Genomic DNA, 15476 nt, shown 5'->3' with positions numbered 1-15476 from the left:
TGGGAATTTGGAATGGTAGAGCGAAAGCTCCATTGGTGGCTTGCGTGAGCGTGGTGCTGGCGCGGTCGCTTGTCGTTGGAGCGGAGCGGTCCTGATGCCTGCGGCACGGCGTTCATCACGCAAATCTTCGTCGCACCGGCTGTGATTGCGGCCGTCACCGCCTTCGGCCTGACCTCGGCGCTGCTCGGCGACGGCATCTGGGACCAGGCCTCCTGGCTCGCGCTCGCAGTGCCGCTCGCCGTCATCGCGTTCTATGTCAGCCGGCACTCGGTGCGGAGCCAGACTTGATCCGGTCTCTCCCGCAGCCGGGAGGGGCGAAGGCACCCTGCGCAATAGAGAGGACTACTCCGCCGGCGCCGCAGGCGACGGCGCCTTCGCGGGCGCCTTGTCGACCTTCTTCGACCATGAGCGGTAATAGGCGAGCATGGTCATCAGCGCGATCCCGGCGGCGCTGACCAGGACCTGCATCCAGAAACTGTTGGAGAACGTCACCAGGATCACGTGCGCGATCACGGCGAGGAACACGCCGGAGCAGAACACTTCGAGCGACTGCTGGCCGCATTTGATCATCGGCCGGAAGATCGGCCATTCGAGGCCGGGCCAGTCACGCGGCAGGAAGCGCGTCACGAAGAAGGCCAGGATCACGAAGTGCAGCACGCGGTACGGAGCGAGGTTGGTCTTGTCGTTCGGATTGAACGCATCATAGAGCCAGACCGGCATCACCTGCCCGAGCTCGGGGAAGCGCCCCGCCAGCGTCATCACCAGCGCGAACAACAGATAGGCCGCGCCGAGCACCAGGAAACTGCGCGAGCGGATGAACCCGATCGATTCGCTGGCGCCGCCGAGCGCGAACCAGCCGCCGAACACGAACAGGAACTGCCAGCAGAACGGGTTGAAGTACCACGAGCCGCCCGGATAGGCCGGCAGGTTCCAGCCGAAATGACGTGCCGCGAGATAGAGCAGGAACGACAGCACAAGCGTCAGATTGAGCCGCCGCAGCATCAACCAGAGCACCAGCGGATAGAGCAGCATCAGCGCGATATAGAGCGGCAGCACGTCCATGTTGACCGGCTTGAACGCCAGCAGCAGGCCCTGGTAGAGCGTCTCGGCCGGGTTGGCCATGAAGCCCGCGACGTTGAATTCGTTCTCCAGGTTCGGGTCGTGGTAGCGCTGCGCGAGATAGCCGATCTCGGCGATATAGATCACGAACAGCAGCACATGCGCGACGTAGATCTGCCAGGCCCGCTTGACCAGGCGGGTGGCGCCGATCACGAAGCCGCGCTCCAGCATGATCCGGGCATAGACGAACGAGGCCGTGTAGCCGGAGATGAAGACGAACAGGTCGGCGGCGTCGCTGAAGCCGAAATTCTTCTGCGTGATCCAGTTCACCGCGTTGTTCGGGATATGATCGAGATAGATCGCCCAGTTGGCGAAGCCGCGCAGCAGATCGAGCCGATAGTCGCGCCCGCGCGGCGGCAAGACTGCCTTGACGTCCATGGTTTCGCTCCCCCTTGCCCGACCCCTCGCGATGCGCGGTTTGCGAGGCCTTCGCCAGTCATACTAGAGTATGATCGAGACTGTTAGGGGTGCGAACGGTATCGCTTCAGGTACGCTGACGTTTCGTGCTTTCATAGCAACTGCGCCGGTCGGGGCATCACTTCGGCGTGTTCGCGTGTGGCGACGATCGTAAGACGGCCGGCAGCGGCGCCTATCACATTTTCCGCCGCAAGTTTGTCCATTTGTTGCGCGACAAAACCAACGGTTGTGAGCAGGGAATTGTCGCTGGGGGAAGGAATGACGCAGCACGCACGTCAATCGGGCCATTTCGGACGAACGACCGTCGGTCTCGCCTTGGCCATCACGATCTTGCTGCTCGCGTCGCCCGCTGCGGCCCAGAACGCCTCCAATGCCACGCTGGCCCGGGTGCTCGTGCTCGGCACCGGCGGCACCATCGCCGGTCAGGCCAGCGCCCGCGCCGGCAACGCCTATGACTCGGGCAAGGTCAGTTCGGCAGACCTGATCGCCGCCGTGCCCGGCATGGACAAGCTCGCCAGAATCTCCGCCGAGCAGATCTCGTCGATTGGCTCGCAGGACATGAACGACAAGGTCTGGTTCGATCTCGCCAGGCGGATCCGCGCCGCCATCGACAGCAATGAGGTCGACGGCATCGTCATCACGCACGGTACCGACACGATGGAGGAGACCGCGTTCTTCCTGCAAAACGTGATCGATACGGATCTGCCGGTCGTGCTGGTCGGCTCGATGCGGCCGTCGACCGCGATTGGTGCCGACGGCCCGGCCAATCTCTACGAGGCGATGCGGGTCGCCTCCGCGCCGGAAGCGCGCGGCCGCGGCGTGCTGGTGGTGCTCAACGACACCATCCACGGCGCACGCTGGGTGACGAAGACCAACACCACCAGCGTCGAGACCTTTCGCTCGCCCGATGCGGGGCCGGTCGGCTATGTCGACACCGGCTCGCTGCGCTTTCTGCAACCGGCCGCACCTGCCAAGGGCGCAAAGCTGAAGCTGCCGGAGGCGCCGCCTCTGCCGCGGGTCGACATCATCTATTCCCACGCCAACATGGACGCCGCGCCGATCGAGGATGCGGTTAAGCGCGGCGCCAAGGGCATCGTGCTGGCCGGCGTCGGCGACGGCAATTCCTCCAAGGCCGCGATCGACGCGCTCGCGGCGGCGGCCAAGCAAGGCGTCGTGGTGGTCCGGGCCAGCCGGGTCGGATCGGGCTTCGTGAACCGCAATGTCGAGGTCGAGGACGACAAGCTCGGCTTTGCGGTGTCGCTCGACCTCAATCCGCAGAAGGCGCGCGTGCTGCTCGAACTCCTGATCGCGAACGGCGTTACCGACCCCAAGGCGGTTCAACAGGCGTATGGCGCGACGCCGTAAGTATTGGTGAGGGCCCGATGCCCCTGTGGACGTGTGAGCAATGCGGCGCGCAATTTCCTGAAACTCCGGCGCCGCCGGCGTCCTGTCCGATCTGCGAGGACGAACGGCAATATGTGAACTGGAAGGGCCAGACCTGGCTGACCCGCGAGGACCTCGCGCGGAAGCACAAGGTCGTGTGGCGCGACGATCTCGGCCTCACCGGACTGGCGCTCGAGCCGTCATTTGCGATCGGGCAGCGCGCGCTGCTGGTGCCCGACCGCGGCGGCTGCGTGATGTGGGACTGTGTGCCGTTGGTAACCGAGGACGCGATCGCGCATGTCAGATCGCTCGGCGGTCTGAAGGCGATCTCGATCTCGCATCCGCACTATTATGGCGCGGTCGCTGATTGGAGCGCGGCGTTCGGCAACGCGCCGGTCTATCTGCATGGCGACGACGCCCAGTGGGTGACGCGGCCGTATCCATCCATCGTGCCGTGGCAGGGCGACAGCCATCGGATCTCCGACGATATCCTGCTGGTGCGGACCGGCGGGCATTTTTCCGGCGCCACCGTGCTGCACTGGCGGGCTGGCGCGGACGGCCGCGGCGCGCTGCTGACCGGCGACATCGCGATGGTCGCGATGGACCGCCGCTCGGTGAGCTTCATGTACAGCTATCCGAACTACGTTCCGCTGGGTGCCGCCACGGTCCGCACCATTGCGGAGCGGGTCGCGCCGCTTGCCTTCGATCGCATCTATGGCGCTTGGTGGGGCAAGAACATCGCCTCGGGCGGCAAGGCTGCGTTCGATTGGTCGGTGCAGCGCTACATCGCGGCGGTCTCCGATCGCGGCTGAGGGAGGGGCTTGCGGCCGCAGCAGGGGGGCGCGTTCGGGGTTCGCCGCAAAATCTTGCCAGCCGCCGCCGCCGCGCTATATCAGGGCTTTCCCACCCCAGCCGAATTGCCGAGTTCCCATGACCGACACTGCTGCTGCCGAAACCCAGCCGTTCCAGGCCGAGGTCGCCGAATTGCTGCACCTGATGGTGCATTCGGTCTATTCCGAGACCGACATCTTCCTGCGCGAGTTGATCTCGAACGCCTCCGACGCTTGCGACAAGCTGCGTTACGAGGCGATCGCGCTGCGCGAGCTGATCGCCGATGGTGCGCCGCCGGAGATCAGGATAGCGCCGGATAAGAAAGTCAACACGCTCACCGTGGCCGATACCGGCATCGGCATGGACCGGCAGGAACTGATCGACAATCTCGGCACCATCGCGCGCTCGGGGACGAAATCGTTCCTGTCGAAGCTGACCGAGGCCAAGGACGGCGCCAATCTGATCGGCCAGTTCGGCGTCGGCTTCTATGCCGCCTTCATGGTGGCCGAGAAGATCGTCGTCACCAGCCGTCGCGCCGGCTCGAATGAGGTGTGGGTGTGGACTTCCGCTGGCGGCAGCGGCTTTGAGATCAGCCCAGCGAGCGATGAGGCAGCCAAGCGCGTCGCGCGCGGTACTGAGATCGTGCTGCATCTGAAGCCGGACGCCGCAAAGTATCTGGAGACCTATCAGATCGAGCGCATCGTCCGCGAATATTCCGACAACATCCAGTTCCCGATCCTGCTGGTCGCGGAAGAAGGCGAGCCGCGCCAGATCAATTCGGCGAGCGCGTTGTGGCAGCGCTCGAAATCCGAGCTGAAGCCGGAGGACTATGCGCAGGCCTACAAGCAGATCGCCGGCGCCTTCGACGAGCCGGCGATGACGCTGCATTACCGCGCCGAGGGCCGCCAGTCCTACGCGGTGCTGCTGTTCGCACCGTCGCAAAAGCCGTTCGACCTGTTCCAGGTCGAGCGCAAGGGCAAGGTCAAGCTCTATGTCCGCCGCGTCTTCATCGCCGACGACGCCGAGCTGCTGCCGGCCTATTTGCGCTTCGTCCGCGGCGTGATCGACAGCGAGGATCTGCCGCTCAACATCTCGCGCGAGATGCTGCAGAACAATCCGCAGCTCGCGCAGATCCGCAAAGCGGTTACCGGGCGGGTGGTCGGCGAGCTGGAGACGCTCGGCGAGAAGGATCAGGACGCCTTTGCCAAGATTTGGGACGCGTTCGGCCCGGTCATCAAGGAAGGTCTGTACGAGGATTTCGAGCGCCGCGAGAAGCTGCTGGCGCTGTCGCGCTTCACCACCACGTCGGGTGAGAAGCGTACGCTGAAGCAGTATGTCGACGATTTCAAGCCGAACCAGACCGAGATCTATTACCTCGTCGGCGACAGCCTTGAGCGGCTGAAGTCGAATCCGAAGCTGGAATCGGCGCGCGCCCGCGGCATCGAGGTGTTGCTGCTGACCGATCCCGTCGATGCGTTCTGGACCTCGGTGCCGCTCGATTTCGGCGGCAAACCGCTGAAGTCGCTAAGTCAGGGCGATATCGATTTCGGCCTGATCCCGCTCACCGATAGCGCTGAGAAAAAGGACGAGCCCGAAGCCGACGCGGCGGCCACGGTCGCGATCGTCAGGGATGCGCTCGGCGAGCGCGTCTCCGACGTCCGCGCCTCGCAGCGGCTGACCTCGAGCGCGTCGTGCCTCGTCGCCGGCGGCGATGCGCGCGATCGCGCCCTGGAGCGGTTGCTCGCGCAGCAGAACCGCGGTGCGATCACCAAGCCGATCCTCGAGATCAACCTGCGTCACCCGCTGGTCGCCGCGCTCGCCGGCGAGGGCGAGCAGGCCAAGGACGTCGCGCTGCTGTTATTCGAGCAGGCGCAGATCCTCGACGGCGAAATGCCCGACGATCCCGCCGGCTTTACCAGCCGCATGAACCAACTCGTGCTACGCGGGATGGGGAAGTAGCCCGCAGCCTCGAGTGGAGTTGCTTAGCCCGGATGAAGCAAGCGCGATCCGGGGCCGCTCTCGCCGTGCGGAAAACCCCCGATTTCGCTGCGCTGCATCCTGGCTACGGCTTGTTCAGCCCCGTCAACCCTGAGGTGGCCGCTCCTTCAGCGGCCCTCGAAGGGTCGACGGCCACCAGCCGGGCCGATTCATCCTTCGAGGCTCGCAAGAGCTCGCGCCTCAGGATGACGGGAACGGTTTCACGTAACTGCGACGGCAGAAGACGGATTGGGGGCTCAGGATATTCCGGCCCGCTTGACAGGACCTCGCAACAAGATGTTATGTTATAACATAACATTCATTCCCGGAGCCGCATGCCCCGCCGCCCGTCCCTCCAGCAACTGTTTGATCTCGATGCAAAAACTCCCCGTCACCATCTTGTCCGGCTTCCTCGGGGCTGGAAAGACCACTTTGCTGAACCACGTGCTGACCAATCGCCACGGCCTGAAGGTTGCGGTGATTGTGAACGACATGAGCGAAGTGAACATCGACGCCGACCTCGTTCGCGATGGCGGTGCGAAGCTGTCGCGAACTGACGAGAGGCTGGTCGAGATGAGCAACGGCTGCATCTGCTGCACGCTGCGCGACGACCTCTTGAAGGAGGTGCGCGCGCTCGCCGAGAGCGGCCGCTTCGATTACCTGCTGATTGAATCGACCGGGATCTCCGAGCCGCTGCCGGTCGCCGCCACCTTCGAGTTTCGCGATGCCGACGGCAACAGCCTGTCCGACGTCGCGCGGCTCGACACCATGGTCACCGTGGTCGACGCCGCCAATCTGCTCAAGGACTACGCCTCGACCGATTTCCTCAGCGCGCGCGGCGAGGCGCTCGACGGCGACAAGCGCACGCTGGTCGACTTGCTGGTCGAGCAGATCGAGTTCGCCGACGTCGTCGTGCTCAACAAGGTCGACGCCGCGACCCCGGCGCAGCGCGAGGCCGCGCGAACCATCGTGCGCGCGCTCAATCCGGACGCCGATCTCATCGAGGCCGACTTCGCGAACGTGCCATTCGACCGCGTGCTCGACACCGGCCGCTTCGCCTATGAGCGCGCGCAAGCGCACCCGCTCTGGCACAAGGAGCTCTACGGCTTTGCCGATCACGTACCGGAGACCGAGGAATACGGCATCACCAGCTTCGTCTACCGCGCGCGGCGGCCGTTCGATCCCATGCGCTTCCATGACTTCCTGCGCGAGAGCTGGCGCGGGGTGATCCGCGCCAAGGGCCATTTCTGGATCGCGACGCGCCCGGACTGGTGCGGCGAGCTGAGCCAGGCCGGCGCCATCGTCCGCACCGAAGGCCTTGGGTCGTGGTGGGCGGCGATCCCGCGCGAGCACTGGCCCGATCATGCTGACTTCCAGCTGATGATGCAGCGGAACTGGAACGATCATTATGGCGATCGGCGCCAGGAACTGGTGTTCATCGGCTCCGGCATGGACGAAGCCGACCTCCGCCGTCGCCTCGACGCCTGCCTCGTCACGGGACGGCCGGGCATGGACGTGCAGGCCTGGACCAGCCTGCGCGATCCGTTCCCACCATGGCGAAGAGCAAGCGAGGCGGCGTGATGTAATCGTCGCTGCCGTAGCCCGGATGGAGCGCAGCGTAATCCGGGGGCGCCCGATCCGCGGTGAAAGCGGCCCCGGATTTCGCTGCGCTTCATCCGGGCTACGAAAGCGTTACTCACGAGCAGCGCCACACATTCGGTGTCGTCGCATCCAAAACCCGATCGCAACTTCGCACGTATCTGCTACAGATTTTCCCTGGCGGAAACGGTGCGATGGCAGGCGGCAGCGAGATTTTCTACGGCGGCATCCCGGTGTTTCGCGGCTTCGCGCGGCTGATGGATCCCGCGCTTTATGCACCGCTGCCGGATGACTGGAGCGTCGGCGTCGCCGACATCGTCGACTCCACCAAGGCGATCGCGGCGCAGCGCTACAAGGCGGTCAACATGGCGGGCGCGGCTGTTGTCGCCGCCGTCACCAATGCGCTCGACGGCCGCGAGTTTCCCTTCGTGTTCGGTGGCGACGGCGCCAGCTTTGCGATCGCGCCTGATGATTTCGACAAGGCGCGCGACGCGCTGGCCGCAACGGCGCGCTGGGTGCGCGACGACCTCGACCTTGTGATGCGCGTGGCGCTGGTGCCGATCGCTGCGATCCGCGCCGCCGGCGCGGATGTCCTCGTCGCGCGGTTCGGGCCGTCGGCCAATCTCGCTTATGCGATGTTCTCCGGCGGCGGGCTCGCCTTCGCCGATGCCGCGATGAAGCGCGGCGAGTTTGCCATCGATCCGGCGCCCGAGGGCACGCAGCCCGATCTGTCCGGCCTGTCCTGCCGCTTCGAGGTGATGCCCTCGGTGCGCGGCGTCATCCTCTCGCTGCTGGTGCTGCCGGCGCAGGGCGCCGATCCCGCCGCGTTCCGCAGGGTGATCGAGGACATCGTCGCGCGGGTCGAGACGACGCCTGAGGCCGGCCGGCCGGTACCGGCAAGCGGTCCGCCGCTGCGCTGGCCGCCGCAGGGGATCGAGTACGAGGCGCGAGCGCGGCGTGGCGGCTCGCTGGCGCTGCGGCGGGCCGTCGTGCTCAGCTTCACGCTGTGGGCCTATATGCTGATGCGGTTCAACATTCCGATCGGCAAGTTCGTGCCGAAGACCTACGTCCGGCAGGTGGTGGAAAACTCCGATTTCCGCAAATTCGACGACGGCCTGCGCATGATCCTCGACTGCACGGCCGAACTCGCTGCCGATCTCGAGCGGTGCCTCGCGGCGGCGTCAGCGCAAGGTATCGTGCGCTACGGTTTGCACGAGCAGGACGCCGCGATGATGACCTGCTTCACGCCGTCGGTGATGCGTGCCGATCACGTCCATTTCATCGACGGCGCCAGCGGCGGCTACGCCGCCGCCGCCACCGTGCTGAAGACGCGAACGGTGTAGCGGCTTCTCTTCACCTCTCTGCGCGCTTTGCGGGGAGAGGTCGGATCGCATCGCTGATGCGATCCGGGTGAGGTGCAGGGCGCGCTGCTCAACGATCGGCAACGTGCTCGCCGGATGGAGGCCCCTCACCGCAGCCCTCTCACCGCAAGAGCGGGGCGAGGGAGCGCACCGCGCAAGCGGGGCGCGGTGAAGAAGCAACTACCGTCCCACGCGGGTCCAGGTCTCGCCGCCGCACAGCGCGCCGACGCAGCCTTCGACGCGCAGCGTGCTTTCGCCTGTCACGGTGATGCTGCTGGCATAGGTGCCGCCATCGTCGGCGTTGTAAATCTGGCCCGACCATTTGCCTGATGCGACCGGATGCATGCCGGAGAACAGCGGCAGCCCGATGATCGGGCGCGTCGCCAGCGACGGGTTGGGATTCTTGTTGTCGACCTGCGGCTTGCCGGTCATCGGATCGATCGGTTCGCGCAGCGAAACGATCACACCGCAAATGCCGCTGCCGCATTTGCTGATCTTGACGCGGGCGTCGCCGGCCTGGGTCTGCCAGACGCCGGTCGGCTCGGGTGCGCCTTGCGCATGCGCGGCAGGGGCGACGAGCGTTGCCGCGATGATTGCGACGACGGAAGCGAATCGGCTGGCCATGAGCATTCCCCCAAAAAAAAGCGGGCCTGCATAGCAAGTCGAACGATTTCTGCAACGTCATATTCTCGCGATCCGGCGGGCCTGATCGCAGAAATCTTACGCACGGCTTCCTTGGCCGTCATGCTCACGTAAGGATCGGACAGGTCGCGGTGCTTTGTCGCGCTAGCCCCAGCGCGTCAATCGGATCGACGCGATCGTCGCGAGGCCGAACACCACCATGGCGCCGCCGACCAGCGCGAACAGCGTCCAGGCCGGCGCGCCGGCAGACGCAAGCACCCAGCCGCCGATGCCGACCACCAGCAGGCGGATCGTTCCGGCCAGCACGGGCCCGCCGACCTTGGCCGCGCCCTGCGAGGAGAAGTAGAGACACACGCCGACGCCGAAGAAGCCGAAGCCGGGCCCGGCCAGCGCGAAATAGGACGAGGCCGCGGCGGTCACGCCGGGATCGCTGGTGAACAGCGTGATCCAAAGCTGCGGCTTGAGCGCGACGACCAATCCGACGAGGCCGACCGCGAGGCCCGCCACCGTGCCGGCGGTCCACGCCACCTTGCGCGCCCGCGCCACCAGCCCAGCGCCGATCGCCATGCCGACCATCGGCACCGAGGCGACGCCGACCGCGAACGCGATCGGGATCAGCAGGAATTCCAGCCGCGAGCCCATGCCGTAGCCGGCCAGCGTCTCGGTGCCGAAGCCGGCCAGGATCTTGGTGAAGATCAGGATCGTCAGCACGCTTTGCAGCGGCGACAGACAGGAGATCGCGCCGACCTTGAGGATGTCGACGAACATCGCGCGCTGGAAGCTGAACGCCTTGAAATCCAGCTTCAAGCGGCTGCGGCCGCTGGCGAGATACCACGCGAGGAAGATCGCACCACACGTGAAGGCGGTGAACTGGCCTGCGGCGACGCCGCGCATGCCGAGGCTCGGCACGCCGAGCAGCCCGAGGCCCAGCACGCCGCCGACCGCGATCTGAGTCAGCGAGACGGCGATCAGCGTCATCGATGGAATCCGCATGTCGCCGGTGCCGCGCACGACGGAGGCCAGCGTGTTGACCAGCCAGATCGAGATAGCGCCGGAGAACAGCACCTGCGAGTAATGCACGGATTGTTCGAGCACGCCGCCGCGTCCGCCCAGCAGCGCATAGAAGTCGCGGCCGAAGCTCAGCATCAGCACGGTGAAGAACAGCCCGGCGCCGGCGCCGATCATCGCCGCATGCAGCGCAAGGTCGGCGGCGCGGTCGCGCTCGCCGGCGCCGATCGCGCGGCTGATCGCCGACGAGACACCGCCGCCCATCGCGCCCGCCGACATCATCTGCGTCAGCATCGCGAATGGAAACACCAGCGCGATCCCGGCCAGCGGCTCGGTGCCGAGCCGGCCAATATAGGAGGTCTCGGCCACCGCCACCAGCGTCGAGCCGAACATCGCGATGGTGTTGGGGATCGCCAGCCGCAGCAGCGTCGGCAGGATCGGCGCCGTCAGCAGCGCATTGACTGGCACGGCGGGCACGGCGGGCACGGCGGGCACGGCGGGCGCGGCGGCAGGACGCGCGCCGTCGATCGAGGCTTCAATGGTCATGCTGGCTCGCCTTTGCGTCTTCCGCTTGCGGGGCGGGCCGACGCGCGTAGCGCGGCGGGTGGGGGCTATTTCCACGAGTCACATCGTGGAGATAGCCCCCACCCCAACCCTGCCCCGCAAGCGGGAGAGGGGGCGCACTGCCGCTGCTGTTGCAACTCGAAACCAATGATCAAGCCTGATCAATAAATGATGCATGACATATTACGGCTCGCACCACACGCAAGCCACCTCCGCCCGCGCAGAGGTCACCACGGCAGGCCGCATAGGTCGATCTTGCCTTGCCGCGGGGCGCGGACGATGTCGGTGACGAACGGCGCCATCACGTCGAAAATGATCGGCCCGGACGGCTGCTCGCAGCGCACTTCGCCGGTGAAGGGATGCCAGCCGCGCGCTTGGTAGAACGCGAAATTGTGCGGCTCGCAGAATAAGATTGCGAATTTCACCGCATCGTTGGCACGAATGGTGTGCACGGCGGCCTCGAGCGCGAGCGACGCATAGCCGCGCCGCCGGCAGTCCGCGCGGGTCGAAACTCCGCCGATGCCGCCGACGTGCACCTTGTGGCCGTTCCAGGTGATGGTCCGGAAATGGATACCGACATGGCAGGCGAGCCCGCCGTCGTCGGGCGCGTCGAGCAGCACGCGAAGATCGGCGCGTGCCCATTCAATGTCGGCCCATGGCTGCTTCTCGGCGGAATCGCGTCGCCACACCGCTTCGAGCAGCGGCTTGGCGCGCGGCCACGAAGCATCGCCGTTGAGAATGTCAATTTCGATGCTCATTCGTCCTGGTCCTGGGGCTCTGCCGATCCGTCATACACGATCCGAAAATGCGGTGTTTCTCCGCCATGGAACCTTCTATAAGGGGACCCCGTTAAGTGTAGTCTCCCACCCTCTGTTGGACATTACCCCATGACCTTCACGCTACCCGATCTGCCCTACGCCCACGACGCCCTTGCGCCCTACATGTCCAAGGAAACGCTGGAGTTTCACCACGACAAGCATCACCAGGCCTATGTCACGAACGGCAATAACGCGATCAAGGGGACGGAATTCGAAGGCAAGTCCCTCGAGGAGATCGTGAAGACCTCGTTCGGCAAGAACGCGGCCGTCTTCAACAATGCAGGTCAGCATTTCAATCATATCCACTTCTGGAAGTGGATGAAGCCGAATGGCGGCGGCACCAAGCTGCCCGGCCGTCTGGAAAAGAAGATCAACGAGGATCTCGGCGGCTTCGAGAAGTTCAAGACCGATTTCGCCGCTGCCGGCGCCGGCCAGTTCGGCTCGGGCTGGGCCTGGCTCCAGGTCAAGGGCGGCAAGCTCGAGATCGCCAAGACCCCGAACGGCGAGAACCCGCTGGTCCACGGCGCGGTGCCGATCCTCGGCGTCGACGTCTGGGAGCACTCCTATTACATCGACTACCGCAACCGCCGTCCTGACTACCTGAAGGCGTTCATCGAGAATCTGATCAACTGGGATTATGTCGACGAGCTGTTCGGCAAGGCCGGCTGATCGCGCACCCTCGTCATTCCGGGGCGACGCGCAGCGTCGAGCCCGGAATCTATCGGGCCGCAGGCTTGGTGGATGAATGGATTCCGGGCTCAGCCCTGCGGGCTGCCCCGGTATGACGACGAGGAGAGTTTCCTAAGGGCGGCAGCTTCGGCTGCCGCTTTTTGTTTGGGCGCCTTCCGTCCTTGCGACCGCGGCGCTGTTGCGGCACAAACCACGCATGGGGCAACTCACCGGTTATCTCCTCGTCTTCGTCGGCGGCGGTCTCGGCGCGTCGCTGCGCCAGCTGGTCAACATTACCTGTGCGCGCTGCATCGGCACCGCGTTTCCCTACGGCACCTTCATCATCAACATCTCGGGTTCGACCGTGATGGGGCTGATCGCCGGCTATCTCGCCTTCAAGGGCGAAGCGTCGCAGCCGTGGCGGCTGTTCCTGATGACCGGGATCCTCGGCGGCTACACCACCTTCTCCGCCTTCTCGCTCGACACTGCGCTGCTCTACGAGCGTGGCGAGCTTGGGCTCGCCGCACTCTACGTGATCGGCTCGGTCGTGCTGTCGATCGCCGGCCTGTTCGCCGGCCTCGCAATCGTGCGGCATCTGACCTGAGACCCAGCCCCCGTCATTTCTCCGTCCTTCCGGGGCGCGCCGCTTGGCGCCAGCGCGGAAGGACGGTACCAAGTTGTGACGCGCAAGTTTGAGTGACACCCCTTGGGCTTTTCCGGGATCAACTGGGATTGGCCGGGAGTGACGATTTCTCAAAGGCTTGGCCGGGCGGCGACGCGCATTCGGCGGGACGTTATGGCGCAACTTCGAATGTCACCCGCGGCAACCCGGCGGCAGAAAATCTCAATCGTTTCAGTCGACGGTCCGTCGAAGTGGGACTCTTTCCGGCAGGGCGGGATTGAGGAGTCCCATCTTCCGATGAATCGCTGAAGCGGGCTTTAAAAACAGGGTCAAACCGTCATTCGATCAAAGTCGACGCAAATCAGGTGGGACTTCTAGGTGGGACTTCTAGGTGGGACTCCCGACGGGGTGAACTCAGGGAATGCCGCTCTCAGGGGCGAAGCGGACACGCGGCCCAGCCTCAGCAATATCGCCTTCTGACCCATAGCGACCTTGGCCGAGCCGCCGGCCAAATGTGGGCTCAAGCCTATCGTACCGGCGTCGCCTGGTGAAACACTACCAGCCATTGACCGCTCTTGCGCTCGAAGCCGCGCGTGCCGATGGCTTTTCCTTCCACGGTGTCTCCATTGAGCCGTTTTCCCCTAAACGCCTCAAGCCCGACCACAAAGGCGGTATCGCCATTGACGTGGACCTTGGTCTCCGTCATCGAGATTACGAATTCGGTATAGCGGGAGGCTTGTGTCCCAAAACTGCTTCGGACGTTCTCCCAGCCGATTTCGGGCTCTTTGCTCGAAGGATGAACAACGAAAACATAGGGCTCATGTGCCCACAGCTTTTCGATTGCGGTGATGTCTCGCGCCGACCAAGCTTTCTCGAACGCCTCGTTGGCCGAGAGTATGGCGTGCTCGTCGTCCTCGGCATGCACGACCGCAGCACTGGTCATAAGGAGCAACGCGAGGGCAATAATACGCATGTTCTCTCCCTTCCTTCTGGAAGCCCGACGAAGTTGCTGCGATGCATTGCATGCTGCGGGCCTGACAGGGGCAGAATGCCACAGTACGCTGCCGGGGCGGAGTCCGAAATTGGCCCTTAGCTGACATGATCGAGCGCACCGTTTTTGTCAGCTTCAGTCGGTAGTGCGGACTTTCATCCGACCCTAATCGTCATCATCCGTGGCCACCGGTTGCTCGCCCGGCCGATAGGCAAAACCGGGGTCGATACCTTCCGGCACCATGACCGTCCGGTCGCCAACAATATGCGGCATCAGGCGCGACGCCGGAGCCCGGTCGGACACCTCGTAGCCGTAGCGGTCGAGATCGTCGTCGGAGAGGCTTTCGACCAGCAATGACAGAACCAGCCATTGGGCGGGAAGTGCGTCTGCCACCAAGGATCGTCCACCGGCAGGATGGTGCCGTCCCAGGCCTCGTGCTCGGCGCGCGGATGCGCCTGGCCGGGCAGATGCTTGTACATCAGGTAAGGCTGCCGCGCCTTCACCTGTTGTATCCGCTCCCAGCGTCCGGCGGCGTAGGCCATGTTGACGTTGGTGTCGAAGATCACCGCGCTGCGCCAGCCGCGCGAGCCGTTGTAGCTCCAGCCGTGCTTCTCGACGATATCGTCAAAGTCGCGGCGGAATTCATCCAGCGTCGTGCCCTCGGCAATCGCTTTGTTGGCCGCATCGTGGAAATCGCGGACCAGATCCCTCGATGTCGCGCCGGCGACGCTGAAGGCAACCGAATGCTGCTGCTGCCACAGATCGGTCCAGCTCGACGTCGGCACGTCGAGCTTGTCGCGCATGAAGCGGATGGCTTCGAGCGGGTCGGTGCTGAACGCCGAGACGTCTGCGGCGTTCAGCGCCAGATGCGCCTGTCCGCATCAGCAGCCACGGAATCCCAGCCTCTTCGGCATGACGATCCTATCGCGCGTCAGCGATGTCATCACGGCCCGACAGCTTTGCCATCACCAGCGCGAGCTGGCTTGGGCGGTCCGGGCAACCCCTCGGAACGGCGATTCCGGGGGTGTCATTCGAAGTTGCGCGCGGTGCCATTCGAAATTGCGCGCTACAAATTCGTATTTTCGGAATTTCTTCTTGACGCGCACCCCAACTCAGATGTTCAATGTCGCCGTCTCACCCGATCGAGGGGCGCTGCGCATCGTCACGGTGTTGCGGTGAGATGCGGTGGACGCCGCGCGTGTCAGTGACGACAGCACGCGAGGCGGACGGCGAAATCGTGCAGGCCGGACGCCCTGGTGGCAGGTGTCCTCTCGCTCGATGCAATTGCGTCTTGCGAGGGCGGTGACAACAAAGCCCAGTCTCGCCGGGGTAAGCACGTATAAGCCGTAACCCATCGCGCAGGGAAAGCCGGGTTGTTTCCGGTTACACCTGTGGTCCTACCCCCGAGCTTTCTACCCATTGCTCGGGGCCCATGGGTGCGATCGGCACCCGGCTTTCCCTGCGCCCTCTGTTCG

At 64.8% G+C, this 15476-nt stretch carries 14 protein-coding genes; 8 read left to right on the top strand and 6 right to left on the bottom strand.

Features of this window, described 5'->3' with window-relative positions:
* Positions 1-69: 69 nt before the first annotated feature.
* Positions 70-288 (top strand): hypothetical protein, encoded by a 219-nt coding sequence (locus J6500_RS23375; RefSeq protein ID WP_225715053.1) that lies wholly within the window; start codon positions 70-72, stop codon positions 286-288.
* A 54-nt stretch (positions 289-342) separates the two neighbouring features.
* Here J6500_RS23375 and J6500_RS23370 read toward each other — a convergent pair whose 3' ends face one another.
* The gene (locus tag J6500_RS23370) at positions 343-1497 is read right to left on the bottom strand and encodes an OpgC domain-containing protein (protein WP_225715052.1); all 1155 of its coding nucleotides are present in this window, start codon (positions 1495-1497) and stop codon (positions 343-345) included.
* A gap of 297 nt (positions 1498-1794) precedes the next feature.
* Between J6500_RS23370 and J6500_RS23365 the strand changes: the two genes are divergently transcribed.
* The 5 genes from J6500_RS23365 (at position 1795) to J6500_RS23345 (ending at position 8669) form a co-directional block, all read left to right on the top strand.
* Complete coding sequence (locus tag J6500_RS23365) at positions 1795-2901, top strand: asparaginase (RefSeq protein WP_225715051.1); 1107 nt, start codon at positions 1795-1797, stop codon at positions 2899-2901.
* 17 nt (positions 2902-2918) lie between these two features.
* Complete coding sequence (locus J6500_RS23360) at positions 2919-3731, top strand: MBL fold metallo-hydrolase (RefSeq protein WP_225715050.1); 813 nt, start codon at positions 2919-2921, stop codon at positions 3729-3731.
* A 118-nt stretch (positions 3732-3849) separates the two neighbouring features.
* A complete protein-coding gene (gene htpG / locus J6500_RS23355) occupies positions 3850-5709 on the top strand; it encodes a molecular chaperone HtpG (protein ID WP_225715049.1) in 1860 nt (619 codons plus the stop codon).
* Positions 5710-6102: 393 nt separating this feature from the next.
* Entirely contained in the window at positions 6103-7308 is a 1206-nt protein-coding gene (zigA, locus tag J6500_RS23350; protein ID WP_225715048.1) for a zinc metallochaperone GTPase ZigA, read from the top strand.
* Between the two features lie 212 nt (positions 7309-7520).
* Positions 7521-8669: a DUF3095 domain-containing protein gene (locus tag J6500_RS23345; RefSeq protein ID WP_225715047.1), complete on the top strand. Its 1149-nt coding sequence runs from the start codon at positions 7521-7523 to the stop codon at positions 8667-8669.
* Between the two features lie 198 nt (positions 8670-8867).
* On the opposite strand, the gene J6500_RS23340 is transcribed toward J6500_RS23345, so the two are convergent.
* The 3 genes from J6500_RS23340 to J6500_RS23330 all read right to left on the bottom strand — a co-directional run bounded on the left by J6500_RS23340 (position 8868) and on the right by J6500_RS23330 (position 11659).
* On the bottom strand, positions 8868-9311 hold the full coding sequence (locus J6500_RS23340; protein ID WP_225715046.1) for a DUF2147 domain-containing protein: 444 nt from the start codon (positions 9309-9311) through the stop codon (positions 8868-8870).
* A 162-nt stretch (positions 9312-9473) separates the two neighbouring features.
* Complete coding sequence (locus tag J6500_RS23335; protein WP_225715045.1) at positions 9474-10883, bottom strand: MATE family efflux transporter; 1410 nt, start codon at positions 10881-10883, stop codon at positions 9474-9476.
* A gap of 245 nt (positions 10884-11128) precedes the next feature.
* Positions 11129-11659, bottom strand: coding sequence for a GNAT family N-acetyltransferase (locus J6500_RS23330; protein ID WP_225715044.1), 531 nt, complete (start codon positions 11657-11659; stop codon positions 11129-11131).
* Between the two features lie 129 nt (positions 11660-11788).
* Here J6500_RS23330 and J6500_RS23325 point away from each other — a divergent pair, with 129 nt between their 5' ends.
* Positions 11789-12388: a superoxide dismutase gene (locus J6500_RS23325; protein WP_225715043.1), complete on the top strand. Its 600-nt coding sequence runs from the start codon at positions 11789-11791 to the stop codon at positions 12386-12388.
* A 217-nt stretch (positions 12389-12605) separates the two neighbouring features.
* A complete protein-coding gene (crcB, locus tag J6500_RS23320; RefSeq protein ID WP_225715042.1) occupies positions 12606-12992 on the top strand; it encodes a fluoride efflux transporter CrcB in 387 nt (128 codons plus the stop codon).
* Between the two features lie 544 nt (positions 12993-13536).
* Here the strand turns inward: crcB and J6500_RS23315 are convergent.
* Together J6500_RS23315 and J6500_RS23310 are read right to left on the bottom strand one after the other, a co-directional pair.
* Positions 13537-13983, bottom strand: coding sequence for a YybH family protein (locus J6500_RS23315; RefSeq protein ID WP_225715041.1), 447 nt, complete (start codon positions 13981-13983; stop codon positions 13537-13539).
* 290 nt (positions 13984-14273) lie between these two features.
* On the bottom strand, positions 14274-14804 hold the full coding sequence (locus J6500_RS23310) for a phage head morphogenesis protein (RefSeq protein ID WP_225715040.1): 531 nt from the start codon (positions 14802-14804) through the stop codon (positions 14274-14276).
* Positions 14805-15476 lie beyond the last annotated feature (672 nt).

The organism is Bradyrhizobium semiaridum (assembly GCF_020329505.1).
Taxonomy (GTDB): domain Bacteria; phylum Pseudomonadota; class Alphaproteobacteria; order Rhizobiales; family Xanthobacteraceae; genus Bradyrhizobium; species Bradyrhizobium semiaridum.
The sequence above is the reverse complement of the archived record's forward strand: the minus strand, read 5'-3'. Positions and strand labels throughout refer to the sequence as shown.